Origin of the sequence: Pseudomonas sp. NPDC008258 (genome assembly GCF_042956345.1) — a bacterium.
In the GTDB taxonomy this organism is placed as follows: Bacteria; Pseudomonadota; Gammaproteobacteria; order Pseudomonadales; family Pseudomonadaceae; genus Aquipseudomonas.
Map to the genome: position 1 here is coordinate 169,454 of NZ_JBIBGE010000009.1, position 25,613 is coordinate 195,066.

Below are 25,613 nucleotides of genomic sequence, written 5' to 3' on the forward strand. Positions count from 1 at the left end.
GGATAGGGTTAGAAACCTAACACCCACCGGGCGGCCTCAAGCGCTTGGAGCAGAGAATCAGAAGCGTCCTACAAGTTATCCTGAACTGGCGGTAGCAACCCGCTATCGCCCGCTGCGCAACATCTCCACCGGCACATACTTGCCAATCTCATACTTGCCAATCGCCGCCCGGTGCACTTCATCCGGCCCGTCAGCCAGGCGCAGGGTACGCTGCATGGCGTACATGTAGGCCAGCGGGAAATCGCCGCTCACCCCTGCCCCACCATGCATCTGGATCGCCCGGTCAATGACCTTCAAGGCCACGTTAGGCGCCACCACCTTGATCTGCGCGATCTCGCTGCGGGCCACCTTGTTGCCGACGGTGTCCATCATGTACGCCGCCTTCAGTGTCAGCAGCCGGGCCATGTCGATCTCCATGCGCGAGTCGGCAATCTTGTCGACGTTGCCGCCCAGCCGTGCCAGTGGCCGGCCAAAGGCCGTGCGTTCCACCGAGCGCTTGCACATCAATTCCAGCGCACGCTCGGCCATGCCGATCGAGCGCATGCAGTGGTGGATACGCCCAGGCCCAAGGCGCCCTTGGGCAATCTCGAAACCGCGGCCTGCACCGAGGATCACGTTGTCATACGGCACCCGCACGTTCTCGAACAGCACCTCGGCGTGGCCATGCGGCGCGTCGTCATAACCAAACACCGGCAACGGGCGGACGATCTTCACACCGGGCGCATCGGTGGGCACCAGCACCATCGAGTGCTGCTGGTGGCGTGGCCCTTCAGGGTCGGACAGGCCCATGAAGATCATCACCTTGCAGCGCGGGTCGCAGGCGCCGGAGGTCCACCACTTGCGGCCGTTGATCACCCATTCGTCACCGTCACGCACGGCGGTGGCGGCCATGTTGGTGGCGTCCGAAGAGGCCACGTCCGGCTCGGTCATGGCAAATGCCGAGCGGATCTCGCCACGCAACAACGGTTCCAGCCACTGACGTTTCTGCGCTTCGCTGCCGTAACGCACCAGCACTTCCATGTTGCCGGTATCCGGCGCCGAACAGTTGAACGGCTCAGGCCCGAGCAGCGAGCGACCCATGATTTCCGCCAGCGGCGCGTAGTCCAGGTTGCTCAGCCCAGCGCCGTATTCCGACTCGGGCAGGAACAGGTTCCACAACCCCTCGGCGCGGGCCTTGGCCTTGAGTTCTTCCATGATCGCGGTGGGCTGCCAGCGGTCGCCTTCGGCAACCTGGCGCTCGAACACGGCTTCGGCGGGGTAGACATAAGCGTCCATGAACGCGGTGACGCGCTCACGCAGTGCCTGGACCTTGGGCGAATAGGCGAAATCCATCGGGGCTACCTTCACGGTTCGGAAAACATGGGCCTGAGCCTAGAGCAGCAAGCGCCCATCCACCTAGTCTATTTTCCGCGTGTATAAACATTCATAACCGATATATGATCGGCCAATAATTCCAACAAAGAGCGGCGCCCATGAACCTCAGCAAGGTCGACCTCAACCTGTTCATCGTGTTTGACGCGATCTACACCGAAGCCAACCTGACCCGCGCCGGGCAAATTGTCGGCATCACCCAGCCGGCGGTGTCCAACGCCCTTTCGCGGTTGCGCGAAACCTTCAACGACCCGCTGTTCGTGCGCACCGCGCAAGGCATGGTGCCTACGCCCATGGCGCAGAACATCATCGGCCCGGTGCGCAACGCCCTGGCACTGTTACGTACGTCGGTGCAGGAAAGCCGCATCTTCAACCCGCAACAGGCCAACAAAACCTTCCGCATCAGCATGACCGACCTGACCGAAGCGGTCATCCTGCCGCCTCTGTTCCAGCGTTTGCGACGCCTGGCGCCGGCGGTGCTGATTGAAAGCTTTTTGTGCAAGCGCCGCGAGACCACCAAGGAACTCGCCGCCGGCCGCCTGGACTTCGCCATCGACGCGCCCCTTAACACGGACCCGCAGGTGCGCCACGTCAAGTTGATGCAGGACCGCTACGTCTGCGCCCTGCGCCAGGGCCACCCACTGGCCGACAGCAAGCTGACCCTCGACAGCTATCTGGGCATGACCCACATCCATATTTCCAGCCGCCGTAATGGCCTGGGCTATGTCGATCTGGCCCTGGGCAAGATGGGCGTGCAGCGCAAGGTTGCCTTGCGCTCGCAGCACTACCTGATGGCTTCGCAGGTGTTGCAGCAAACCGACATGGCCATGACAGTGCCCGAACGCTTCGCCCGCCGTCATCAGCTGCGCTACCACCCTCTCCCGGTAGAGGTACCCGCGCTGGAAACGCACCTGTACTGGCATGAAAGCACCGACCAGGACCCGGCCAACCGCTGGATGCGCGAGCAAATCACCGAATTGTGCGAACGCGTGGTGGCAGAGGAAGAAAGAGCCCTGGAGCCCGCCTGAAGGTACGAACAAGGGGCGTTCAACGCCCCGCTTAATAGAAATAAATCCTGCAAAACCTGAATTTCATAGAAAATTTTCTTCATACCATTCAGAAAAACGCTACGGGAAGCGAAAAATATCTCGCAGGTACCGGATACGCTTACTCCATCAACCGCCGATTCCACGGCGACAGACATGGACCTGCCCAGATGCCTAGCGCCCCGCTCTACTTCGATTACGCCGCCACCACCCCCGTCGATGACCGGGTCATCGAAACCATGCTCGCTTGCCTTGGCAGCCAGGCCAACTTTGGCAACCCGGCGTCCAGTGGCCATGCCTACGGCCAGGCTGCCCGACATGTCGTGGAACAAGCCCGCCAGCAAGTGGCCGAGCGCGTTGGCGCGCAGGCCCAGAGCCTGGTCTGGACCTCGGGCGCGACCGAATCCAACAACCTGGCACTCAAAGGCATTGCCCAAGGCATCGGCCAGCCCGGCCACCTGATTACCAGCCAGCTGGAGCACAAGGCCGTGCTTGACACGGTGGCCGAACTGGAGCGCCAGGGCTGGGCCGTTACCCGCCTGGCACCGGATGCCGCTGGCCTGATCCAGCCAGCCAGCGTACAGGCAGCGTTGCGCGCCGATACCCGCCTGGTTTCGCTGATGGCGGTCAACAACGAGCTGGGCACGGTCACCGATTTTGCCGCCATTGGCGAGCGGGTGCGTACACACGGTGCCTTGCTGCACGTGGATGCAGCGCAGGCCGTGGGCAAGCTGGCCATCGACCTGAGCGCAATGGCGGTAGACCTGATGTCGTTTTCGGCACACAAGGTTTACGGGCCAAAGGGCATCGGCGCGCTGTATGTCGGGCCACGCGCCCGCACGCTGATGCGTGCGCAGATGCACGGCGGCGGCCATGAGCAAGGCCTGCGCTCCGGCACCTTGGCCACCCACCAGATCGTGGGCATGGGTAGCGCCTTTGCCTTGGCCGGCCACCCCGGTGACAGTGAGCACCAGCACCTGGCGCAGATGGCAACGCGCTTGCGCGAAGGCTTGCTGGCCTTGCCCGGCGTAAGCCTGAACGGCTGCGCCAGCCAACGTATACCTCACACCCTGAACCTGTGCATCGACAGCAAAGGCTTCAACAGTGCAGCGCTGGCCAGCGAACTGGCATTATCGACCACATCGGCCTGCAACTCCGCCAGCAATGCTGCCTCGCATGTGCTGCTGGCACTGGGGCTGGATGAGCGCCAGGCCCGCAACAGTGTGCGCTTGAGCATCGGGCGCTTTAGCAGCGAGGCCGACGTGGACAAGGCGCTTGAGGTGTTCGGCCGGGTGCTGGCGACTGCCTCGGTCGCGTTGTGGTGAACGTCAGCACGCCGTGCAATCAACCCGGTAAGTCGACCACCACCGCGTCGCCAATCGCATAAAAATGCCCACCCGCCACATAGTGCAAACTGCGCCACTGCGGGTCGGCATGTTCATAAGCCCAGTGCCCATCGCGGAACACCCGGTCATCGGCCCAGGCCGCCACCACTTCGCCAATGAACAGGTCATAGGTGCTCTGGTTGTGCGGCTCGTCGATTACCCGGCACATCAACCACGCTGAACAGCCCTGCACCAGTGGTGCCGCATGCCCCTCGACCCGGGCCAGCTGCACACCGATGCTGGCCAGCTTGTCGGGTTGGTCGAACAAGCTGCGGGTACCCACCTGGTGGGTGAGCTGCGCCTGCGCTGCGGTTGGCACCTGGATCACGAACCAGCCACTGCCCTCCACCATTTGCCGGGTGCGTGCGATCTTGTCGAGCACCACCGTCACCTTGGGCGGGTCGAAGTCCAGCGCACACGCCCAGGCAGCTGCCATCACGTTGTCCACCCCTTCATGGCTGGCCGAAACCAGCACCGTAGGGCCGTGGTTCAGCAAGCGATAGGCCTTTTGCAGGTCGACGGGCTGGAAATGGCTGTTCATGGCAATCCTCGGCAAGACGGGTATCAGACGGCGAATTGTGCCGCAGGCCTCTACGACCTGCCAGACAGGGCTGGCATTTCGGCGCCTTCGGAAATTTCCCACAACACTCTCGGACGCATCCTACTTGCCGCCCCGGCGCACGGAAAACAAGATCGTCACTGGACAACGCCAGGTCGCGATCCAGAGGAGGCTCCGTATGCACCTGCACGCCCGCTCCATTGCCGAACTGCGCAGCAGCCTGCGCGAAATGCTAACCCATGACATCAGCAACCCCGATGAAGACCCCCACCTGTCCGGGGTGATGTTCTTCTGCGCTACCGACGAACACTCCCGGCAATTGATCGAACGTATCGAGTTGCTGGCCAGCGAGGTGTTCTTCGACCCGAACGGGCGGGCTATCTCAGAGCATATGAAGGCTGCGACGGTGGATGGCGTGCGCATCAAGCGCAACCGCAAGGCACCAGCGGACGAGACCGTGATAAGCATCGCGGTGGCGGACAAAGGCTATATCACGGTAAGCACCGCCCGGTTCTGAGAGTTTCGGGGCTGCCTTGCAGCCCATCGCCGGCAAGCCAGCTCCCACAGGGCCGCGTCCAGCCTGATGCATACACGGTACCTGTGGGAGATTGCCCAGCCCATTGGGCTGCGCTGTCGCGCAGAGAACTGATGCCGGGCGCACCGCGTACCCTGTGGGAGCGGGCGCGTCGAGGCGTCGAACCGCCGCGAAGAATCCAGCGCGGTGCATGGCACCGGCTGTGCCGGTGTTCGCGGGCACGCCCGCTCCCACAGGGTCCCTGCTAAATCAGTAAGTCATGCGCAGTTCTATTAGAGCTGCCTTGCCGGCGATGGGCCGCGAGGCGGCCCCATGCCCTTCCCCGACCAATCCGCTATCCTGAGCACTCCCCCGCTCCGGACCACCCCATGGAACTGCACATTCGCCTGGAGGGCCGCAAAGGCCTGGCCGACCAGCTCTACCAGCAACTGCGCGCCGGTATCGACAGTGGCCACCTGGCCGCCGGTACCCAGCTGCCGCCCACCCGCCTGCTGGCCGAGCAACTGGGCGTATCGCGCAAGACCGTGGCCGAGGCCTATTCGCGGCTGACCTACGACAACCTGCTCAGCGGCGTGGTCGGCCGTGGCACGTTCATCAGCCCGCGCCAACCCCTGCGCACTCCTGCATCCACCACCATCCCCCTGGCCGGCGCCGCGTCGCTCGAACGCTGGCAGCAGCGTGCCACCGTGCTCGGCCAGCGCCAGCTGCAAGCACCGTCGCGGTATGACTTTGTCGGCGGCGCATCGAGCAAGGCGCAGTTCCCGTTCGACCAGTGGCGCAGTTGCCTGAACTACGCCCTGCGCCGCAGCCAGCGTCACCCCGAGCGGCAGTTCACGGCCCAAGGCTTGCCGGAACTGCGCGAGGCCATTGCCCACCACATCGCCTACGCCCGCGGCGTGCATTGCAGCGCGGCCGACCTGCTGGTGTGCAACGGCGCCCAGCAGGCGCTGGACCTGATCGCCCGGGTGCTGGTAGAGCCGGGTTGCCAGGTGGCCATGGAAGACCCTGGCTACCCGCCGGCACGGCAACTGTTCCTGGCCTTGGGCGCACGCCTGCAATCCGTGCCGGTGGATGACGAAGGGCTATGCGTGGAGCAGATCGCCGAGGGCACCCGGCTGATCTACGTAACGCCTTCGCACCAGTTTCCACTGGGCATGCCGATGAGTGAGCCACGCCGGCATGCCCTGCTGGCACGGGCCGCCGAGCTGGGTGCACTGATTATCGAAGACGACTACGACTGCGAGTTCCGCTACCACGGGCCGGCCCCGGATGCCTTGCAGCGCCTCGACCAGCATGGGCTGGTGGCCTATGTGGGCACCTTCTCCAAAACCCTGCTGCCCGAGCTGCGCCTGGGCTATGCCGTGTTGCCGCCTGCAGTCTTGCAGGCCGCCTGTGTGGCCAAGCACCTCAGTGACTGGCACAGCCCGACCTTGCTGCAATGGGCGCTGGCGCGCTTTTTGGGCGAAGGCCACTTGAACAAGCACATCCGCCGCTGCCACGAAGTCTACAGCGCCCGCCGCGAACGCATCCTCACGCGCCTGGGTGGCGACCTGTCACCGTGGTTCAGCGCCATCCCCGCCAGCGCCGGCTTCCACCTCAGTGCACTGGCCAAACCCGGGGTTGATGTCGAGTTGCTGGCCAACCTGGCGCGCAAGGTGGAAGTCGGCCTGTACTCGCTGGCACCGTTCTTCAGCGAAGCACCGGTGCGCCCGGGGCTGCTGCTGGGCTTCGGTGCCATCGAACTGCTGGACATCGACCCGGCACTGGACCGGGTGCGCGACACCTTGCAGGGCCTCAGCTGACCGGCGCGACCTTGCCCGTCGCGGGCGGGCGTGCAACGGCTGCGGCATAACCACGGGGGTTGAAGCAGGTGGTTACCAGCAGCATGGCCACCACGGTCACGGTCAGCAGCGCCCACGATGCCTGGAAGTTGCCACTCATGTCACGCAGCCAACCGGTGATATAGGGCACGATACCGGTGATGATAAAGCCAACGCCCTGTACGAATGCTGCCAGGCTGCCGGCCTCGGCAGGCGTCTTCAGGTGTTCCAGGGTCAGCGTCAGGCACTGGCTGAAGCAGGCGCCCAGGCCGAAACCGATCATCGCTACCCACAGCCCCGACGCCAGCGTTGGGGCCAGCAGCAGGCCGAGGAAACCCACCAGCTGGATGGCCAGCGCCAGCCACAAGCCCGGGCGGCGGTCTGCCAGGCGCCGCAGCAGCAACGGCAAACCCAGTGCACCCGCCACCTGGAAAATCGTCATCAAACCGACCAGGTCTGCGCCGCCCTGGGCGCTGCCGCCGTGCTCGATGTGGTACGCCGGCAACCAGGCCACCATGCTGGTGTAGCCACCGTTGATCAGGCCAAAGTACAGGGCCAGCAACCAGGCCCGGCGCGTGCCGAACCAGTGCCCGCCTGTTGCACCCGCCAGCCTGGGCGCCTCTTGACGTGGCCGCAGCACAGCCCAGGCCAGAACCGCCAGCAACGCCGGTATCGCCCACAGGCCCAGGCCAGCTTGCCAATGGCCGAAGTAGCCACTGATGTGTGGGCCGAGTACGGCGGCCAGGCCGCCGCCCGTCATCAGGGCCGCCGAATACAGGCCCATCGCCCCGGCCAGGCGCCCGGGGAACCAGCGGTTGACCAACCCCGGCATCATGCCCTGTACCACCGCCACCCCCAGGCCGGCGAACACCGCACTGGCAATCAGCGCCCACGCGCTGTCCAGTTGCAAGCGCCACAGGCAGGCCAGGGCAATGGCAGCCAGGCCACCGAGCATGCCGCCATGCTCGCTGATCCAGCGCCGCAACCACGGTTGCAGCAACGGCACCAGGCCCATGCACAGTACCGGCAACGCCGTTAGCAGGGCGGCCTGCTGGTAGCCCAGGCCGGTGCTGGCGCGCATGGGTTCGAGCAAGGGGCCGATACTGGTCAGGATCGGCCGCAGGTTCAGCGCCAGCAAGATCACCAGCAGCAGGTTCAAGGCAGCTCTCATTGCGAATCGGTTCTCTGGTAACAAGATGCGGCCATTATCCCGGCTCGACTGGCCAGGCAGAAATGAAGAGATTGGATGCTTGTCAGTGGCCACCTGAATGGTCGATTGGCCTCCTGCTTATGCGCACGATTGGCTATCGGGGAGGCCAATGGGCGGCGTTACAGTAGCGCCATCCCCACTGCACACCCTTCTGGAGACAGCCATGCACAACCGTATCGAATGGGCCAAACACGCACCCGAAGCCTACAAGGCCATGGTCGGCCTGGAGCAGGCCCTGGCCAAGAGCGGCCTGGAGAGTTCCCTGCTGGAGCTGGTGCGCCTGCGGGCTTCGCAGATCAACGGCTGCGCCTACTGCGTCAACCTGCATGCCAATGATGCGCGCCAGGCAGGTGAGACCGAAGCACGCTTGCAGACCTTGTGCGTGTGGCAGGAAACCGCCTACTTCACCCCCCGCGAACGTGCGGCGCTGGCCTGGGTCGAGAGCCTGACCCGCCTGCCTGAGCAGGGCGCGCCGCAGGGGCAATATGAAGCCCTGCAGGAACACTTCGAACCGGCCGAAGTGGCCAACCTGACCCTGGCGATTGCCACGATCAATGCCTGGAACCGGTTTGGTGTCGGGTTTGCCATGGTGCCGGCCTGATCGTTGATCGCTAGCCTGTACTGGCCTCTTCGCGGGCCTGCCCGCTCCCACAGGGACCGCACCGAGCCTGAAACCGGTGCAGTACCTGTGGGAGCGGGCAAGCCCGCGAAGAGGCCAGTGCAGGTAACCGCTAACGCCCAGCCAGCCGCGCCCGGTAGCTCCCTGGGCTGTGCCCGGTCCATTTCTTGAACGCCCGGTGAAACGCACTGGGCTCCTGGAACCCCGCCTGTTCGGCGATCTCGGCAATACTCAACACCCCTTCACGCAAGCGCTCGAACGCCATTGCCCGGCGCACCTCGTCCTTGATCTGCTGGTACGAACGCCCCTCCCGCTCCAACTGCCGCCGGAATGTACTGGCACTGATCCCCTGCTGCTGCGCCAGCGCCGTCAGCGTCGGCCACTGCCCATAGCACCGCGTGCGCAAGTGCCGGTACACCTCGGCCACCAGCCCGTTCTGGTTACGAAAGCGAATAACCAGCCCTTGTGGCGCACTGCGCAGGAAGGTTTTCAAGGCGACCACGTCCTGCACCACCGGCAAACGCAGGTAGTCACTGTCGAACTCCACCTCGGTACGCCCGCTGCCCAGGCGCAGGTCCGGCCCCCACAGCAGCAGGTCGTCCTCCTGGGCCGGGCGCGCCACTGCCAGCTCGGTGCGGTCGATGGCGATGCGCCGCCCGGCCAGCCAGCACAGCATGCCGATCATCAGAACCAGGTAGGTTTCTTCGGCATACACCCGGGTCAACGGGTCGGCAATGCTGGACTGCACACTGATCAGCGCCCGCCCGCCACGTACCGTCAGGCTGCCGCGCAGGTCACGCAGGAAAAGGCCGAAGCCGGCCATGCACTGGCGCAAGGCCTTTTCCAGGTTGGGTTCAAGTATCAAGCCCCGGCAGATCAGGGCAAAACTGCCCAGCGGCATGCCATGGCTGTCGAGGCGGAAAAATTCGTCGCTCAGGCGCTGGATCATTGCCAGCCAAAGCTCGGCGAACGCCTTGGCCGGCACACGCGCCTGCGGCTGTTCAAGCAGCCGTGGGTCGATGCCCACCGCACGCAGTTGTGCATCACGCTCGGCTGGGCTGTCGCGCAAGGCATGGAGCATGGCATTGAGAAAGTACACGGCGACCGAATCGCTATCGCGCATGGCGGTTTTCGCTGTCTATGCTGAGTGGCAAAAAGTGCCAGGTTGTATGAACAGTTCCGGCATAGGCTGAAACAGAGCCTTTGCCTAGACTCGATCCCACTCCGGGACCGCCGGCCATTCTCGCAGAGCCAGGCCCGGTCCCGCCATGCCTTCGCAATCGGAGCCCCTATGAGCAACGCAGAAATCTACGTCGTCAGCGCCGTCCGTTCAGCCATTGGTGGCTTTGGCGGCTCCCTCAAGGACCTGCCGCTGGCTGACCTTGCCACCACCATTACCCGCGCCGCCATCGAGCGCTCTGGGCTGGCCGCCGAGCAAGTGGGCCACCTGGTGATGGGCACCGTGATTCCGACCGAGCCGCGCGACGCCTACCTGGCCCGGGTGGCGGCGATGAACGCCGGCATCCCCAAGGAAACCCCGGCGTTCAACGTCAACCGCCTGTGCGGCTCGGGCTTGCAGGCCATCGTTTCCGCGGCCCAAGGCCTGTTGCTGGGGGACACCGATGTGGCTGTAGCAGCCGGCGCCGAATCCATGAGCCGTGGCCCCTACCTGCTGCCACAGGCGCGTTGGGGCGCCCGCATGGGTGACTTGCAAGGCATCGACTACACCGTCGGCGTGCTGCAGGACCCGTTCCAGCACTTCCATATGGGCATCACCGCCGAAAACGTCTCGGCCAAACACGGCATCACCCGCGAAATGCAGGACGAGCTGGCCCTTGCCAGTCAGCGCCGCGCCGCCCGTGCCATTGCCGAAGGCCGCTTCGACAGCCAGATCGTGCCGCTGGAACTGAAAACCCGTAAAGGCAGTGTGCAGTTCAGCGTCGACGAACATGTGCGTAGTGAAGTGACCGCAGAGCAGCTGGCCGGCATGAAACCGGTGTTCAAGAAAGACGGCACCGTCACCGCCGGCAACGCCAGCGGCATCAACGATGGCGCCGCTGGCCTGGTGCTGGCCACGGGTGATGCAGTGCGCCGCCTGGGCCTGAAACCACTGGCGCGCCTGGTGGGTTACGCCCATGCCGGTGTCGAGCCCGAGTTGATGGGCCTGGGCCCGATCCCGGCCACCCGCAAGGTGCTGGAAAAGACCGGTCTGACCGTGCAGGACCTGGATGTGATCGAGTCCAACGAAGCGTTCGCCGCCCAGGCCTGCGCCGTGGCCCGTGAGCTGGGCTTCGACCCGGAAAAGGTCAACCCCAACGGTTCCGGCATCTCCCTGGGCCACCCGGTCGGCGCCACTGGCGCGATCATTGCCACCAAGGCCATCCATGAGCTGCAGCGCATCCAGGGTCGTTACGCGCTGGCAACCATGTGCATCGGTGGCGGCCAAGGCATTGCCGTGGTCTTCGAGCGCGTCTGAGGGAGGCTGACACATGAGCATTGAACAGATCGCGGTGATCGGCGCTGGCACCATGGGCAACGGCATTGCCCAGGTGTGCGCGGTAGCTGGCTATCAGGTGCTGCTGGTGGACGTTTCCGACGCGGCGCTGGAGCGCGGCGTAACCACCTTGAGCAAGAACCTCGAACGCCAGGTCAGCAAAGGCACCCTGGATGCGGACAAGGCAACCGCCGCCAGGGCCCGCATTCGCACCAGCACGGACTATACCCAGCTCAGCGCGGCGCAGCTGGTGATCGAAGCCGCCACTGAAAACCTGCAACTCAAGCAGCGCATCCTGCAGCAAGTGGCGGCCAACGTCGCCGCCAACTGCCTGATCGCCACCAACACTTCGTCGCTGTCGGTCACCCAGCTGGCCGCCAGCATCGAGCACCCCGAGCGCTTCATTGGCGTGCACTTCTTCAACCCGGTGCCGATGATGGCGCTGGTGGAAATCATCCGTGGCCTGCAGACCAGCGACAGCACCTACGCCCAGGCGCTGGTGGTGACCGAAAAGGTCGGCAAGACACCGATCACCGCCGGCAACCGCCCGGGTTTCGTGGTCAACCGCATCCTGGTGCCAATGATCAACGAAGCCATCTTCGTGCGCCAGGAAGGCCTGGCCAGCGCCGAAGACATCGACACCGGCATGCGCCTGGGCTGCAACCAGCCCATCGGCCCGCTGGCGCTGGCCGACCTGATTGGCCTGGACACGCTGCTGGCGATCATGGAGGCCTTCCATGAGGGCTTCAACGACAGCAAATACCGCCCTGCCCCACTGCTCAAGGAAATGGTCGCGGCCGGTTGGCTGGGGCGCAAGAGCGGCCGCGGTTTCTTCACCTACTGAGGACCATGCGCCATGCCCCCGGTCAATGCCGCAATGCGCTGTGCCAGCTTTGAAGAGCGACGTGACCAGGCCATGGCGCTGTTTGCCGAAAAGGGCTTTGGCCAGGTCAGCATGCGCGAACTGGCAGCCCATATAGGGCTGACCGCGGGCTCGCTCTACCATCATTTCCCCAGCAAGCAGGACCTGCTGTACGACTTGATCGAGGAGTTGTACGAGGAGCTACAGGCCACCCTGGACCAAGGCCGTCGGGCCATGGCCCGCGGGGCGTCGGCGTTGAGCTGCCTGATTGCGGCGCACTGGCAGTTGCATGCCGAGCGGCCCCTGCAGTTTCGGCTGGCCGAGCGGGATTTGTGCTGCCTGAGTGACGAGCAGCGGGGGCGTTTAGCGTTGTTGCGTTCGCGTTATGAGGCAGGGCTGCTGAGGCTGATCGCGCCACAGGCGAAGTTGCAGGGGGAAGCGCTGGTGGCGACGGCACATGTGGTGGCGACGCTGCTGAACCAGCTGCCGGGGATGCTGAAGGCGTTGCCTGAGGAACAGGGGCTGGGGTTGATGGAGAGTATGTTGATGGGGGGGATAGAGCGGACCCTGCGGTAGCTTGTACTGGCCCTATCGCCGGCAAGCCAGCTCCCACCGGTACTTTGCAGTTCTCAAAATCTGTGCAGTACCTGTGGGAGCTGGCTTGCCGGCGATAGGGCCATCAGCTTTAACGCAGCAGTGCCTGAATCTGCTCATGCAGGGTATCCAGGTCAAATGGCTTGGCCAGGATCGGTGCCTTGCGGGTGATCGGGCTGCCGGATTCGAGAATCTCCGCCGGGTAGCCGCTGATGAAGATCACCTTCAGATCCGGCCGCAACTTGACCGCAGGCTCGGCAATGTCCACCCCCGAGATCCCCCCGGGCAACCGGAAGTCCGTCACCATCAGGTCCAAATGGGGTTTGCTGGCCAGAATCGCGAACGCCTGCTCGCCGTCTTCAGCTACCAGCACGTGATACCCCTCGCCCGCCAGGTAATCACGCAAGATCATGCGAATCGCTGGTTCATCCTCGACGACCAGCACCACATCTTGTGCATCTTCACTCATGTTAACGCCTTGAAATACTTACAGTTGGCCATCAGACCCCAAGCTCATGCAGAGGTTGCCCGCGCCTGGTCGTTTTGTTGTTCGTATGTTGCCAGCGGCAATTGCAAGGTAAAGGTGGCACCTTGGCCCTCTGCACTTTCAACCTTTATGCAGCCGCCATGGGCGTGCACGATCTGTTCCGATATGTACAGCCCCAAGCCCAACCCGCCACTGGCCTGTTGAGCAGCCACCCGCTCGAACTGCTGGAAAATACGTTGCTGGTTGGCCGCACCAATACCGATACCCTGGTCCTGCACTTGCACGCACGCCACGCCGTCCTGCCTGAAAACACGGACGTGAACCGGCTTGCGTTCACCATAACGCAAGGCATTGGACAACAGGTTGGCCACCACTTGTTCAATGCGAAATTCGTCCCACTCACCTTGCAGTGGCTCACAGCGTTGCAACTCGATGTGCGTGTCCAACGCGGTGGCCTGGGCCGCAAAATTCTCCACCAGGCCACGCACCAGCTGGCTCAGGTCGAAAGCTTTGGGCCGCAGCGACAGCTTGCCGGTACGGATACGCGACACATCGAGCATGTCTTCGATCAGGCGGATCAGGCTGTTGATCTGCCGTTCGTCGCGCTCGACCATCGCCTGCAACTTGTCGCCACTGAACGCTGCAAGGTTGCCACGGGCCAGGTGCATCTTGCGCAGCTGGGTTTCCAGGATCAAGCCATTGAGCGGCGTGCGCACCTCGTGGGAAACGATCGACATGAAGTCATCGCGCATACGCACAGCGTGCTCCAGTTCAGCGCGTGCGGCCTGTAGCTGGGCCAGCAGCAGTTCCTGCTCCTGGCGGCTGCGCTCCAGTGCCTGCAACTGGCGGTCGAGCACCTTGCGCTGGCGGTACAGGTCGACAAACACCGATACCTTGCTTTTTACCGCCATGGTGTCGAGCGGCTTGTGCAAAAAGTCTACCGCGCCACTTTCGTAGCCCTTGAAGGCGTAGTTCATCTCGCGCCCGGCAGCAGTGACGAACACGATGGGAATATTGCGTGTCTTTTCCGTGCCGCGCATCAGCTCGGCCAGCTCGAAACCGTTCATGCCCGGCATCTGCACATCGAGGATGGCCAGGGCGAACTCGTGTTCGAGCAACAGCGACAGCGCGGCTTCTGCAGACTGGGCCTGGTGCACCTTGCGGTCTTCACCCTGGATCAGGGCGTCGAGGGCCAGCAGGTTCTCCGGAAGGTCATCGACGATCAGCAGTTTGGCGATGGTGTGGCTTAACATGCGCTGGGTTCCAGGGCGGCGAGCAACTGCTCGATGCCACTCAAAGGAAGTATATGGTCAGGCTGGTGCAGGGCCAGGGCGGCCTCGGGCATCAGCGCAACCTGTGCGTCGCGAGGGTCCTGAACGATTGTCCGGCCCCCGCTGTTCTTGATGTAGGCAAGGCCTTCGGCACCGTCTTCATTGGCACCGGTCAGCAGCACGCCAAGCAGGCCGTCACCGTAGGCATCGGCCGCCGACATGAACAGGAAATCGATCGATGGCCGGGAAAAATGCAGCGCTGGCTCCTGGCTCAGCGACAAGGTGAAGTCGCGTTCTACCGACAAGTGGTAACCAGGCCCGGCCACATAAACCTGCCCGGGCTCGACCGGTTGCTTGTCGCGGGCCTCGCACACCGGGCGCTGCAAACGCCGTTGCAGCACCTCGGCCAACTGGCTGTGGCGGTTATCGGGCAGATGCAGCACGCAGATGACCGGGATACCGAAACCGATGGGCAACCCACCGAGCACGGTGAACAGTGCCGTCACCCCGCCCGCCGAAGCACCGATCACTACCGCACTCACGCCGTTCATGATTTGCGGTAGATCCGTTCAGGCTTGACCAGCGGCTGAAAATGGCCGCCGTAAGCTGAAAAGTCCACCGATTCCTTGCTGCCCAGCACCAGGAAACCGCGGTGGCACAGCGACTCATGGAACAGGCCCAAAGCACGGTCCTGCAGCGCTTTGTTGAAATAAATGAGTACGTTGCGGCACGACACCAGCTGGGTTTCGGAAAACACACTGTCAGTGGCCAGGCTGTGGTCGGCGAAGGTCACGTTGTCGCGCAGAGTGCTGTCCATGATGGCGTTGCCGTAGGCCGAGGTGTAGTACTCGGAAAAGTCCCGGCGCCCACCGGCGATGCGGTAGTTTTCGGCATACTCGCGCATGCTCTGCATCGAATAGATGCCCTGCTTGGCCTTGTCCAGCGAGTGCGGGTTGATGTCGGTGGCATAGATGATGGTGCGCTCCAGCAGGCCTTCCTCGCGCAGCAGGATGGCCATGGAATACACCTCCTCGCCTGTGCTGCAGCCCGCAATCCACACCTTGATCGACGGCCAGGTGCGCAACAGCGGCACCACTTCGTTACGCAGCGCCAGGAAATGCCCCGGGTCCCGGAACATCTCGCTGACCGGAATCGTCAGGTACTGCAGCAACTGCATGAACATGCCCGGGTCGTGCAGCACGCGCTCCTGCAGCGCCGACACTGTCAGGCAGTCGAACTGGCGCAGCGCATGCAGGATCCGGCGCTTGATCGAAGCGCCGGAATAATTGCGAAAATCGTAGCTGTACTTGAGGTAGATGGCCTCGATCAGCAAGCGGATTTCGATGTCGGTGTTACGTTCGCTAGTCAAATTCGCTCCAGTTGCGGCAGCCATACACGGATCAGCGAGAACAGGCGGTCCAGGTCGATCGGTTTGGCCAGGTAATCATTGGCGCCCGCCTGCAGGCAACGCTGCTGGTCATCCTTCATGGCCTTGGCGGTCACGGCGATGATAGGCAGCTTGCGCCAGCGCGGTTGCTGGCGGATCAGGCGGGTGGCTTCGAAGCCGTCCATTTCCGGCATCATCACGTCCATCAGCACCAGATCGATGTCGTCATGCTGCTCCAGGCGCTCAATGGCCTCACGCCCATTACGGCCGATTTCGACGATCGCACCCTTGTGCTCCAAGGCACTGGTGAGGGCGAAGATATTACGCACATCGTCGTCCACCAGCAGCACCTTGCGGCCCTCGAACACCTTGTCGCGGCTACGCGCTGTCTTGAGCATGCGCTGGCGTTCGTTGGACAACTGCGACTCGACTTTGTGCAGGAACAGCGTCACTTCATCCAGCAGGCGCTCCGGCGAGCGTGCGCCCTTGATGATGATCGAACGCGAATACTTGAGCAGGTCGGCTTCTTCTTCGCGGGTGAGGTTGCGACCGGTATACACGATCACCGGCGGGAAAGAACGGATATCCTCGGCGGTCATGCGCTTGAGCAGCTCGTTGCCGAGCATGTCGGGCAGCTTGAGGTCGATGATCATGCAGTCGTAGATGTTCTCACGCAGCAGTTCCAGGGCATCCTGGGCCATCGCCACGGCAGTGATTTCCACGTCGTCGTCGCCAATCAGCAGGGCAATGCTCTCGCGCTGCAGGTCGTCGTCTTCCACCAGCAGGATGTGCTTGAGCTTTTGCGTCAGCTTGGCTTCCAGGCGGGCGAACACTTCTTTCAGTTCTTCGCGGCTGGTGGGTTTGACGGCATAACCGATGGCGCCCATGTGCATGGCGGCCTCGACCCGGTCTTCGACAGAAATGATATGCACAGGGATATGCCGGGTGCTGGCCTGCTCTTTCAGGCGTTGCAGCACGGTCAGGCCGGAATGGTCGGGCAGGCGCATGTCCAGCAGGATTGCATCGGGAACGTACTGGGCAGCCAGCTCGAAGCCTTCGTCGGCGCCCTGTGCCACCAGGCAGCTGTAACCCAGTTCGTGGGCCAGGTCGAACAGAATGCGGGCAAAGTTTGGCTCGTCCTCGATCACCAGGATGCAGCGGTTGCCGAACGGCGCACGCTCGCGGTCGTCGTCAAACGCCAGCAGCGGGCGTTTCGGGGCGGCCAGCACCGGCACCTGCGGTGCGGGTGGCAGGGTGTCGACTGCCGGGCGCAGGCTGAGGGGTTCGATATCCTGCCCGGCACGCTCGAAGCGTTCGGGCAGGATCAGGCTGAACACGCTGCCTTGGCCGGGGCTGCTGTCGACGCTGATCTGCCCACCGAGCAAATGGGCCAGGTCGCGGGAAATCGACAAGCCCAGGCCAGTGCCGCCATAGCGGCGGTTGCTGGTGCCATCTACCTGGTGGAAAGCGCCGAAAATCGCCTGCTGCTGGTCAACGGCAATGCCGATGCCGGTATCGCGCACGGCAAAGACAATGCCTGTGCCGGGCTGGTAACCGATGTTCAGGCTGACCCGGCCGCGTTCGGTAAACTTGATGGCGTTGGACAACAGGTTCTTGAGGATCTGCTCCAGGCGCTGGCGGTCGGTGAACAAGGTGGCCGGCACGTTCGGTTCGGCATTTACCTCAAAAGCCAGGCCCTTGTGACCCGCCAACGGCTCGAACATACCACGCAGGCCCTCGACCAGTCGCTCCACCTGGGTGCTTTCCGGGCGCACTTCAAGTTTGCCGGCCTCAACCTTGGCGATGTCGAGAATGTCGTTGATCAGGTTGAGCAGGTCATTGCCCGCCGAATAGATAGAATCGGCGAACTTGACCTGCTCGTCGCTAAGGTTGCCCTCGGCGTTCTCCGACAGCAGCTTGGCCAGGATCAGCGAGCTGTTCAGCGGCGTGCGCAGTTCGTGGGACATGTTGGCAAGGAATTCGGACTTGTACTTGCTGGAGCGTTGCAGCTCGTCGGCACGCGCCTGCAGTTCATCCTGGGCCTGCATCAGCTCGTCGTTCTTGCGGTCCAGCGCCTCGGTGCGCTCGGACAACTGCTCGTTGGTCTGCTCAAGCTCCGCCTGCTGGGTTTCAAGGTAGGCCTGCGACTCCTTGAGCACACGGGACTGCTCTTCCAGCTCTTCGTTGGCGGTTTTCAGCTCTTCCTGCTGCACTTGCAGCTCTTCGTTCAGTTGCTGGGTCTCGGCCAGCACTTCCTGCAGGCGCTGGCGGTAGCGGGCACTTTCGATGGAAATGCCAAGGTTGCCGCCCAGGCGCTCCATCATTTCGTGATCACGCGCCTCCAGGGGGCGCAGGAAGCCCAGTTCAACCACACCGTTGATATGGCCGTCGTCAGTTGCCGGCATCAGCAGGGCATTGCGTGGCAGGCCGCTGCCCAGACCGGAACTCATGCGGTAATAGTCTTCAGGCAGGTCCTCAAGGCAAAGCAGACGACCTTCGCGAACAGCCTGAGCCAACAAGCCGTCATGATCACCTTTAACTTGCTCCCGTGCCTGTTCTTCTGCATCCAGGCCATAGGTAGCCACCCGCACCAGCCGCCCGTGCTCGTCACGCACATAGACCGCCCCCACCACGCTACCCAGGTAGCTGGCAAAGAAACGCAAAATGTTGTCACCCAGCATGGGCAGCGTCAGTTGGCCCAGCACCTGCTCGGCCAGTTGGGTCTGGCCATTGCGCAGCCAGGCCTGATGCTCCAGGCGCTCGGCCGCGCGCTGCTGCGCCTTGAAGTTTTCTTCGTAATTGCTCGACAACGCCAGCAGGTCGCGACGGCCCAGGTAAGCCAGCAAGGCGCTGAGGCCAACAATGAACAGCACGAATACCGATATAGCGGTAACAGTGACGCTACTGACCTTTTCGTTACGGGCCATGCGCAGTTGCTGTTCGGTGCCGATAAGGGCGTCGAACTCCTTGCGGACTTCGTCAGTCAGGCGCTTGCCCCGGCCATTGCCGACCGACGCCTGGTAGTCACCCTGGCTGCGGCGCAGGGCAATCATCTCGCTGCCGAAGTTGTTCCAGGCTTGCTGCAAGGCAATCAGACGGTCGATGCGGTCAACCTGCTGCGGGTTGTCCGCGACCATGCCCCGCAAGCTTTGCAGGCTGCCAAGAATGCGCGGCTTGGCCACCTCGTAGGGGTCGAGAAAACGCTCGTCGCCAGTGATCAGGAAGCCGCGCATGCCGGTTTCCATGTCGATCGACAGCTTGACCGTCTCGTTGGCATTGCCGATGACCCGGTCAGTGTGTTCGACCCACTGCATGGCTGACAGCAGGTAGTTGATCACCGCGACAAATGCCACGGCCCCCAACAGGCCCACGCCCAGAGGCAGGCCGACGTTTCGGCTCAACAGCTTGCGAAAGCTACGTTGGTCCATCGAGGCTGTTTGAATCATGTGAGAAGGCCCAAGCAAAAAAAGTCCATTGAAAGCGTGGCGGATCAATTGTTGTCGTTATCTGCCACTGCGCCGTCCTGTTAAGCGAGTCTAACCAGCTTTGCCGGGTCTGGCAGGGCATTTAGCCAGTATTTGAAGGTAGTGTGCGCCAATCGTTCCATCTGATTGCACGTATCGGTATCCTCGGGAACTTCTGCTGCCATGCGGTGCACAGATTAAAGACATTCATTGCACAGGACCCGAACCATGCACCTTCTGGTAGTCGAAGACGACGACATCGTTCGTATGCTGATGGTCGAAGTGCTCGACGAGCTGGGCTACACGGTCATCGAGGCAGAAGATGCGACAGCCGCCCTGCGGGTGCTCGAAGACCCAAGCCAGGCACTGGCACTGATGATGACCGATGTGGGCTTGCCGGACATGCGCGGCGAAGTGCTGGCAGGCAAGGCGCGCGAATTGCGCCCGCTGCTGCCCGTGCTGTTCGCCAGTGGTTATGCCGACAGCCTCAATGTGCCCGAGGGCATGCACATGATCGGCAAGCCGTTCAGTATCGACCAGTTGCGGGACAAGGTGGTGGCCATTCTGGGCCAGGCTTGAAACTTGTGTTGGCTGTGCCGGCCTCTTCGCGGGTAAACCCGCTCCCACAAGAGCACAAACCTTCAGTCTGTGAGATCCCCTGTGGGGGTTTACCCGCGAAGAGGCCGGCACAGGCAACACACTTCACAGTTCCCTGCGCAAAAGGTAGGTATCCATGATCCACCCCTTGCGCCGCCGCTCCCGCTCACGCACTTGTAGAATCTGCGCCTTGACCGCCTGTAACGGCCCGGCAATCAGCACCTCATCCTCGGTCCCCAGGTAAGCACCCCAGTAAATCATCAACCCAGGGTCATCAAGCTGGGCAAACGCACACTGCCCGTCGAGCATCACCACCACGTTGTCGACCTGCCCCTGCCCGGCCAGACGCCGCCCAGGCAGCACAGTCAGCGGCTCGCCGACACGGTTGAGCGGCACCTGATGACGCGCTGCCAGCGCCTGCACACTGCTGATACCCGGGACAACCTGCAGACGCAGTGCCACGCCGCGATCGCGGACCAGGTCGAGAATGCGCAAGGTGCTGTCGTACAGGGTGGGCTCGCCCCACAGCAGAAAGGCGCCGGTTTCCCCGTCGCCGATTTCCTGCTCGATCAATTGGGCATACAGCCCGGCGCGCTGCCTGTGCCAGTCCTGCACCGCACCCAGGTAGTCACTGGCCCGGCCATCGCGCAAGGGGTCGGCCACCTGCACCAGCCGATACCCGCCTTCGGGTCGATAGCGTTGCAAAATAGCCTTGCGCAGGCGCACCAGTTCATCCTTGCCGTCGCCCTTGTCGAGCACGAAGAACACGCAGGCGCTACGCAGCGCGTCGACCGCCTCATAGGTGATCTGGCGCGGGTCGCCCGGGCCGATACCGATCAACAACAGGTCTTTCATTGCCCTGCCCTTTACGGGAACCAGCAGCCATTGTCAGGCGGCTGCCGGTATTTGGCAAAGCGACCGCTTAGAAGATCGAGAAGTTGTAGCTGACAATAACCCGCGTCTCATCCATGTCGCGTGCCCACTTTTCGTAGTTACTGCGGTAAGTGGAATTACGCAGGCGTACACTGACATCCTTGAACGTGCCACTTTGCACCTGGTACTTGAACTCGGTGTCGCGTTCCCACTCTTGGCCTTCGGCCATGCTGCCCGGCACTTTGATGTTGTCACCATTGATATAACGGGTGAAGAAGGTCAGCCCAGGCACACCCAGTGCCTTGAAGTCGTAGTCATAACGCACCTGCCAGGAACGCTCCTGTGCAGCGGCGAAATCGTTGACCTGCGCATAGTTCACCAGGTAGGGGTTACTGCCATCCAGATAAGGCATGGCGCTGTCGCCGTACATGCGCTGCCAGCCGGCACTGACCTTGTGGCCGCCCAGGCTGTAGCCGAGCATTGCGCTGAAGGCGCGATGGTCGATTTCACCGGCGCGGGCATTGCCAATGTCATCACTCTTGATCAGGCGCAGGTCGGCAGACACGCTACCCACTGCCAACGGCTGGCTGGCCACCAGGCCAAGGAAGTGCTGCCGGTAGATATTCTCAAGTTTCGCCACCTGGTACTGGGCAGAGAGCCGCTCGTTGAAACGGTAATCGACACCGGCCAGGTCAAAGTGATCAGCCTCGGTATCGCAGGCATAGCGCTTGTTCTTGCAATGCACGCGAATGTCCTGGCGGTCAGTGGAGTCGCGTGCGGTGTACTTGTCCAGGCGGGCCAGGGTGAACCTGAAGTCGCGTACCTCCTCGGAGGTAAGCATGGCGCCATGGAACAGGGTGGGCAGCAGGCGACCGTCGTTGTACTTGAGCAAGGGTACATCCGGCATCATCGAGCCGTACTTGAGCACGGTATTGGACACCTTGACCTTGGCCGCCAGCCCCATCTTCGCGTACTGGTCAGCCGAATGCCGCGGATCGTGGCCCGAAGACGGCAGCAAGCCGCTGTTACTGTCTGCCGGGCTGGAGTCGAGCTTGAAGCCGAACATGCCCAGGGCGTCAACACCAAAACCCACCGGCCCCTGGGTATAACCCGACTGTACATTCAGGATAAAACCTTGCGCCCACTCTTCCCGCTTTGACGCGCCCTGAGTGGAGCTTGTGTGGCCGTCACGAAAATCCCGGTTGAAATAGACATTGCGTGCTTCAACCTTGGCACTGCTGTCTTCAAGAAAACCGGCGGCCTGGGCATTGGCACCGGCACACAACAGGAACAGGCCGGCAACACGACGCCCGCAGGCGAGAGGAGATGGGGGAAACATGCGGAGATACATCCAGAATCAAAGGCGAATTAACACACTGTGGCACGCACTGGCCACGGTACTGCGACACGGCCGGACAATCGCCGACCATCATCTGAAATGATCGCGCAAAGGCTCTGGCATGGCCCATTGGACCATGGTCTAAACGTGCCGGAAGGCAACCGCCAAAAAATCGGAAAATACCGCACGCAAAACTAGGAAAGTTCCCACCTTACTTACAAAAGTTTGCAGTTTACCCAGTAGCAATGAATGACTACACTCGATATCAGCGAACAGCGGAACCCACCCGCGTGGCTGGCGTTTTATGTGTATTCAATGTTCGTCACGCCCTGCCACGACCGACGTACAGGAGTGATTACAGTGTCCAGACTTGCAGAGTTTCGTGCTGCCGAAAAAGCGCTCCAGGAGCAAATGGCGCAACTGGAAGCCTTGAAAAAGGATGCCGGCCTCAAACGCGAAATCGAATTCGAGCAGAAACTAGTCGGCCTGATGAAAAGCTATGACAAGAGCCTGCGCGATATCATCGCCATCCTCGACCCCAAAGCCGTGACCAGGGTTGCCAGCACCGCGCCCAAGCAAACGCGCCGCCCGCGCGTGGTAAAGGTGTATCAAAACCCGCACACTGGCGAGCGAATCGAGACCAAAGGCGGCAACCACCGTGGTCTCAAGGCCTGGAAGGAACAGTACGGGGCCGCCACGGTTGAAAGTTGGGTGCGCTGATGAAACGTCAACGCCCACTTCACACTTTTTTCACAAGGGCTGGCTCAGTATCGAGACAGCTAAAGGACTAGCGACCCCACGCGCCCGCACATGCGGGCCTCTAATTCCAGCGCCCTGCCTCGTGCAGGGCGCTTTCATTTGCGCTATCGGCGCACTGCCGTATCATGGCCAGCCTGTCTGTTTTGCCGGTGCCCTGCGCCCGGCCCCGTCTCAGGAGTTCCCATGAGCCTGCACGATCTGCAAACCCTGCCTGGCGTCACTGCCCAGCCGGACACCGCCACTGCCCAGTTCGTTTTCAACCACACCATGCTGCGGGTCAAGGACATCGAGAAGTCGCTGGACTTCTACACCCGCGTGCTGGGCTTCCGCCTGGTGGACAAGCGCGACTTCCCCGAAGCCGCCTTCAGCCTGTACTTCCTGGCGCTGGTCGACCCGGCGCAAATCCCTGCCGATGACGCCGCACGCCACCAGTGGATGAAGTCGATCCCTGGCGTGCTGGAACTGACCCACAACCACGGCACCGAAAACGATGCCGGGTTTGCCTACCACAACGGCAACACCGACCCGCGTGGCTTTGGCCACATCTGCATTTCGGTGCCGGACGTGCGCGCCGCCTGTGCCCGCTTCGAAGCACTGGACGTACCGTTCCAGAAACGCCTGCAGGACGGGCGCATGAACCACCTGGCCTTCGTCAAGGACCCGGACGGTTACTGGGTGGAAGTGATCCAGCCAACCGAGCTGAAAGGCTAGGCGTTCATCGTCGTTCGCTCGTCGGGCCGGGAACTCCCGGCCCCTTGCTGTGGTATATGAAGGTAACTGCTTCACATGCCACAGCGAGGTAAGGACGATGCAATCTCTTCACTGTGAATACCGCAAGCACACCATCACCGCCAGCGTGATGCCACACCCCGACTCCCCCCTGCCCTATGCCGCCGGCTGCCTGATCACCGCCCCTGACGGGCATACCAGCAGGCGCATGTCGATGCCGATGAAGTTTTTCTCAGACCTTGAAAACGCGCAGCACGTGTCGCTGGCCCATGGCCGGGCTTTGGTGGATCAGCAGCTGGACGAAGGGCACAAGGTGTTCTGATCCCTCGACAGCCTGTACCGGCCTCTTCGCGGGCAAGCCCGCTCCCACAGGAAACTCACACAACCTGAAATCTGTGCAGTACCTGTGGGAGCGGGCTTGCCCGCGAAGAGGCCAGTGCAGGAGTAACTAGATATCCCGGGCGTACGCCACCGCCGCATCCACTTGCTCCTGCGTCGGCCTCACCCCGGTGTACAGCACAAACTGCTCCAGCGCCTGCAAGGCAATCACCGCCAACCCGGTGATGACCGGCTTGCCCAGCGCCTGCGCCCGGCGGATCAACGGCGTCTGCGCCGGCATCGCCACCACATCGAACACCCGCTCCGCCGCCGCAATGGCATGTTCGGAAAACGCCAGTTCCTCAGCCTGCGGCCCCCCCGCCATCCCGATCGGTGTCACATTCACCAGCATTGGCGGGCAGATATCTCCCAGTTCAGGCTGCCAGCGGTAGCCACACACATCCGCCAGCTGCCGCCCGGCCTGCTCGTTGCGCGCAACGATGATGCCTTCGGTAAACCCGGCGTCCCGCAAGGCACTGGCCACGGCCTTGGCCATGCCCCCACTTCCCCGCAGGGCAAAGGCGGTGCCCGGGTCTACCTGATGCTGGGCCAGCAACTGACGCACGGCCAGGTAATCGGTGTTGTAGGCCTTCAGGTGGCCATCAGCATTGACCAGGGTATTGACCGACTCGATGGCCGCCGCCGACGGGTCGATTTCGTCGACCAAGGCCATACAGGCCTCCTTGTACGGCATCGACACACCGCACCCGCGGATCCCCAATGCACGGATACCTGCCACGGCTGCTGGCAAGTCATCGGTGCGCATCGCCTTGTAGTAGAAATCCAGACCCAGCTGTTGGTACAGGTGGTTGTGAAAACGCACGCCGAAGGTGCCAGGGCGACCGGCCAGTGAGATGCACAGGACAGTGTCCCTGCTTGGAGTTGTCGACATAACCTGCTCCTTTGTCATAACTGAAACGTTTGTGCAGCGTAACAGAGGTAACCACTGGTCGTCCCTTACACAACCTTTACCGTTCCCCTGTGCTCAGCTGACGAAGACCGGAGTCATAGTAGTAAGGCCCCGAACGTGGGGTTTTCCTGCGAGGTTGTTTTATGAACCGTCTCATTCCCGGAATCGCCCTGCTGGTCGGTGCCTTGGCTGCCAGCGGGCCTGTTGCCGCGCACGGCGGCCATGGTGGCGGTGGTTGGTATGGGCCCGGCCCGCTGCTAGGTGCGGCGGTGGTCGGTGCCGTGGTCGGGGCGACGGTATATGGCGGGCGTGACCGTACCGTTTATGTCGAACGCCAGCCGGTCTATTACGGGCCGCCACCGGTGTACGTGCAACCGCCACCACAGCCGGTGTACTACCAGCCGTACTACGCGCCTGCGCCACCGCCCCCGGGCTATCGCACGTACTACGGCCCGCCGCCGGTGTATTACGGCCCACCGCGCTGGTAACGGTTGATAGAACTAATGACCACTATCGAGGAAGTTGATTTCAAACCGCCCAGGCTGCTGCGTATGGTAGAGCCATGTTTCACAGGAGGTCCCCATGGCCACTATCCAGATCATGTCCGTTGTCGGCAGCGCCGTTCCCACTTCACTGCGTGAGCAGGGCCTGCTGGCGTGCTGGTACCTGGTACGTAACGGCGAAGCCGTAAGCGGCCCGATGCCAACCCTCGCCTCGGCGCAAGCCCTGGTTGAACAGCTGCAACCAGGCACCCTGGTCGCCTGACCCGAATTTGTTGTGCGTTGCTCCCTACGCCCTTATGGCCCACCGATATGGTGGGCTTTTTTTTGGTTCTTCACGGAATCCCGGGAAAGACAGAAACAAGAACGCCGGTTTGATGGATGATGTTCGTGCGAGCAAACACATCAACAAACCGGCGTTCTT

At 62.5% G+C, this 25,613-nt stretch carries 26 protein-coding genes; 14 read left to right on the plus strand and 12 right to left on the minus strand.

Annotated elements, in window-relative coordinates; all coding sequences use genetic code 11:
* Positions 1-102: 102 nt before the first annotated feature.
* Positions 103-1,332, minus strand: a complete 1,230-nt coding sequence (locus tag ACFY9W_RS09995; protein WP_391129131.1) for an acyl-CoA dehydrogenase family protein — start codon at positions 1,330-1,332, stop codon at positions 103-105.
* 140 nt (positions 1,333-1,472) lie between these two features.
* On the opposite strand from ACFY9W_RS09995, the gene ACFY9W_RS10000 reads away from it, so the two are divergent.
* Positions 1,473-2,399: a LysR family transcriptional regulator gene (locus ACFY9W_RS10000; RefSeq protein WP_060497224.1), complete on the plus strand. Its 927-nt coding sequence runs from the start codon at positions 1,473-1,475 to the stop codon at positions 2,397-2,399.
* 188 nt (positions 2,400-2,587) lie between these two features.
* Entirely contained in the window at positions 2,588-3,742 is a 1,155-nt protein-coding gene (locus ACFY9W_RS10005; protein WP_391129136.1) for an aminotransferase class V-fold PLP-dependent enzyme, read from the plus strand.
* Positions 3,743-3,761: 19 nt separating this feature from the next.
* On the opposite strand, the gene ACFY9W_RS10010 is transcribed toward ACFY9W_RS10005, so the two are convergent.
* A complete protein-coding gene (locus ACFY9W_RS10010; RefSeq protein ID WP_391129139.1) occupies positions 3,762-4,343 on the minus strand; it encodes a flavin reductase in 582 nt (193 codons plus the stop codon).
* A 196-nt stretch (positions 4,344-4,539) separates the two neighbouring features.
* Here ACFY9W_RS10010 and ACFY9W_RS10015 point away from each other — a divergent pair, with 196 nt between their 5' ends.
* Both ACFY9W_RS10015 and ACFY9W_RS10020 read left to right on the plus strand, forming a co-directional pair.
* Positions 4,540-4,878, plus strand: a complete 339-nt coding sequence (locus tag ACFY9W_RS10015; RefSeq protein WP_391129142.1) for a hypothetical protein — start codon at positions 4,540-4,542, stop codon at positions 4,876-4,878.
* 386 nt (positions 4,879-5,264) lie between these two features.
* Positions 5,265-6,698, plus strand: a complete 1,434-nt coding sequence (locus tag ACFY9W_RS10020; RefSeq protein WP_391129144.1) for an aminotransferase class I/II-fold pyridoxal phosphate-dependent enzyme — start codon at positions 5,265-5,267, stop codon at positions 6,696-6,698.
* Here the strand turns inward: ACFY9W_RS10020 and ACFY9W_RS10025 are convergent.
* Positions 6,691-7,887, minus strand: coding sequence for a cyanate transporter (locus tag ACFY9W_RS10025; protein WP_391129147.1), 1,197 nt, complete (start codon positions 7,885-7,887; stop codon positions 6,691-6,693). The genes ACFY9W_RS10020 and ACFY9W_RS10025 overlap by 8 nt on opposite strands.
* Before the next feature lie 202 nt (positions 7,888-8,089).
* Between ACFY9W_RS10025 and ACFY9W_RS10030 the strand changes: the two genes are divergently transcribed.
* Positions 8,090-8,527, plus strand: coding sequence for a carboxymuconolactone decarboxylase family protein (locus ACFY9W_RS10030; protein WP_391129150.1), 438 nt, complete (start codon positions 8,090-8,092; stop codon positions 8,525-8,527).
* A 130-nt stretch (positions 8,528-8,657) separates the two neighbouring features.
* Here the strand turns inward: ACFY9W_RS10030 and ACFY9W_RS10035 are convergent, their stop codons facing one another.
* Entirely contained in the window at positions 8,658-9,668 is a 1,011-nt protein-coding gene (locus ACFY9W_RS10035; RefSeq protein WP_391129153.1) for an AraC family transcriptional regulator ligand-binding domain-containing protein, read from the minus strand.
* Between the two features lie 168 nt (positions 9,669-9,836).
* On the opposite strand from ACFY9W_RS10035, the gene ACFY9W_RS10040 reads away from it, so the two are divergent.
* From ACFY9W_RS10040 to ACFY9W_RS10050, 3 genes are read left to right on the plus strand one after another with little or no spacing between them, the layout of a single operon-like run.
* Positions 9,837-11,021: a beta-ketothiolase BktB gene (locus tag ACFY9W_RS10040; protein ID WP_391129156.1), complete on the plus strand. Its 1,185-nt coding sequence runs from the start codon at positions 9,837-9,839 to the stop codon at positions 11,019-11,021.
* Between the two features lie 13 nt (positions 11,022-11,034).
* Positions 11,035-11,883 carry a 3-hydroxybutyryl-CoA dehydrogenase gene (locus ACFY9W_RS10045; protein WP_391129159.1) on the plus strand — a complete coding sequence of 283 codons (849 nt, stop codon included), beginning with the start codon at positions 11,035-11,037 and terminating at the stop codon, positions 11,881-11,883.
* A gap of 12 nt (positions 11,884-11,895) precedes the next feature.
* Positions 11,896-12,477: a TetR family transcriptional regulator gene (locus ACFY9W_RS10050; RefSeq protein ID WP_391129161.1), complete on the plus strand. Its 582-nt coding sequence runs from the start codon at positions 11,896-11,898 to the stop codon at positions 12,475-12,477.
* Between the two features lie 109 nt (positions 12,478-12,586).
* Here the strand turns inward: ACFY9W_RS10050 and ACFY9W_RS10055 are convergent, their stop codons facing one another.
* From ACFY9W_RS10055 to ACFY9W_RS10075, 5 genes are read right to left on the minus strand one after another with little or no spacing between them, the layout of a single operon-like run.
* Positions 12,587-12,964, minus strand: coding sequence for a response regulator (locus ACFY9W_RS10055; RefSeq protein ID WP_136914262.1), 378 nt, complete (start codon positions 12,962-12,964; stop codon positions 12,587-12,589).
* A gap of 44 nt (positions 12,965-13,008) precedes the next feature.
* Positions 13,009-14,235, minus strand: a complete 1,227-nt coding sequence (locus ACFY9W_RS10060) for an ATP-binding protein (RefSeq protein ID WP_391129165.1) — start codon at positions 14,233-14,235, stop codon at positions 13,009-13,011.
* On the minus strand, positions 14,229-14,804 hold the full coding sequence (locus ACFY9W_RS10065) for a chemotaxis protein CheB (protein ID WP_391129168.1): 576 nt from the start codon (positions 14,802-14,804) through the stop codon (positions 14,229-14,231). The genes ACFY9W_RS10060 and ACFY9W_RS10065 overlap by 7 nt, the downstream gene beginning before the upstream one ends.
* The gene (locus tag ACFY9W_RS10070) at positions 14,801-15,622 is read right to left on the minus strand and encodes a CheR family methyltransferase (RefSeq protein ID WP_391129171.1); all 822 of its coding nucleotides are present in this window, start codon (positions 15,620-15,622) and stop codon (positions 14,801-14,803) included. The genes ACFY9W_RS10065 and ACFY9W_RS10070 overlap by 4 nt, the downstream gene beginning before the upstream one ends.
* On the minus strand, positions 15,619-19,086 hold the full coding sequence (locus ACFY9W_RS10075; protein ID WP_391129174.1) for a response regulator: 3,468 nt from the start codon (positions 19,084-19,086) through the stop codon (positions 15,619-15,621). Before ACFY9W_RS10075 ends, ACFY9W_RS10070 begins: the two co-directional genes overlap by 4 nt.
* Before the next feature lie 246 nt (positions 19,087-19,332).
* Here ACFY9W_RS10075 and ACFY9W_RS10080 point away from each other — a divergent pair, with 246 nt between their 5' ends.
* Positions 19,333-19,683 (plus strand): response regulator, encoded by a 351-nt coding sequence (locus ACFY9W_RS10080; protein ID WP_391129177.1) that lies wholly within the window; start codon positions 19,333-19,335, stop codon positions 19,681-19,683.
* Positions 19,684-19,806: 123 nt separating this feature from the next.
* Here the strand turns inward: ACFY9W_RS10080 and cobF are convergent, their stop codons facing one another.
* Positions 19,807-20,556, minus strand: coding sequence for a precorrin-6A synthase (deacetylating) (cobF, locus tag ACFY9W_RS10085; RefSeq protein WP_391129180.1), 750 nt, complete (start codon positions 20,554-20,556; stop codon positions 19,807-19,809).
* A 67-nt stretch (positions 20,557-20,623) separates the two neighbouring features.
* Positions 20,624-21,913 carry an OprD family outer membrane porin gene (locus ACFY9W_RS10090; RefSeq protein WP_391129183.1) on the minus strand — a complete coding sequence of 430 codons (1,290 nt, stop codon included), beginning with the start codon at positions 21,911-21,913 and terminating at the stop codon, positions 20,624-20,626.
* A 360-nt stretch (positions 21,914-22,273) separates the two neighbouring features.
* Between ACFY9W_RS10090 and ACFY9W_RS10095 the strand changes: the two genes are divergently transcribed.
* From ACFY9W_RS10095 to ACFY9W_RS10105, 3 genes are all read left to right on the plus strand, one after another.
* Complete coding sequence (locus ACFY9W_RS10095) at positions 22,274-22,633, plus strand: histone-like nucleoid-structuring protein, MvaT/MvaU family (protein ID WP_391129203.1); 360 nt, start codon at positions 22,274-22,276, stop codon at positions 22,631-22,633.
* A 222-nt stretch (positions 22,634-22,855) separates the two neighbouring features.
* Positions 22,856-23,383 carry a lactoylglutathione lyase gene (gene gloA, locus ACFY9W_RS10100; protein ID WP_198752126.1) on the plus strand — a complete coding sequence of 176 codons (528 nt, stop codon included), beginning with the start codon at positions 22,856-22,858 and terminating at the stop codon, positions 23,381-23,383.
* A 97-nt stretch (positions 23,384-23,480) separates the two neighbouring features.
* Positions 23,481-23,723 (plus strand): hypothetical protein, encoded by a 243-nt coding sequence (locus tag ACFY9W_RS10105; RefSeq protein WP_019099472.1) that lies wholly within the window; start codon positions 23,481-23,483, stop codon positions 23,721-23,723.
* Between the two features lie 126 nt (positions 23,724-23,849).
* Here ACFY9W_RS10105 and ACFY9W_RS10110 read toward each other — a convergent pair whose 3' ends face one another.
* Positions 23,850-24,671, minus strand: a complete 822-nt coding sequence (locus ACFY9W_RS10110) for a shikimate 5-dehydrogenase (RefSeq protein ID WP_391129188.1) — start codon at positions 24,669-24,671, stop codon at positions 23,850-23,852.
* Positions 24,672-24,832: 161 nt separating this feature from the next.
* Here ACFY9W_RS10110 and ACFY9W_RS10115 point away from each other — a divergent pair, with 161 nt between their 5' ends.
* Together ACFY9W_RS10115 and ACFY9W_RS10120 are read left to right on the plus strand one after the other, a co-directional pair.
* The gene (locus tag ACFY9W_RS10115) at positions 24,833-25,177 is read left to right on the plus strand and encodes a hypothetical protein (RefSeq protein ID WP_391129191.1); all 345 of its coding nucleotides are present in this window, start codon (positions 24,833-24,835) and stop codon (positions 25,175-25,177) included.
* A gap of 94 nt (positions 25,178-25,271) precedes the next feature.
* Positions 25,272-25,454: a hypothetical protein gene (locus ACFY9W_RS10120; protein WP_028613209.1), complete on the plus strand. Its 183-nt coding sequence runs from the start codon at positions 25,272-25,274 to the stop codon at positions 25,452-25,454.
* Positions 25,455-25,613 lie beyond the last annotated feature (159 nt).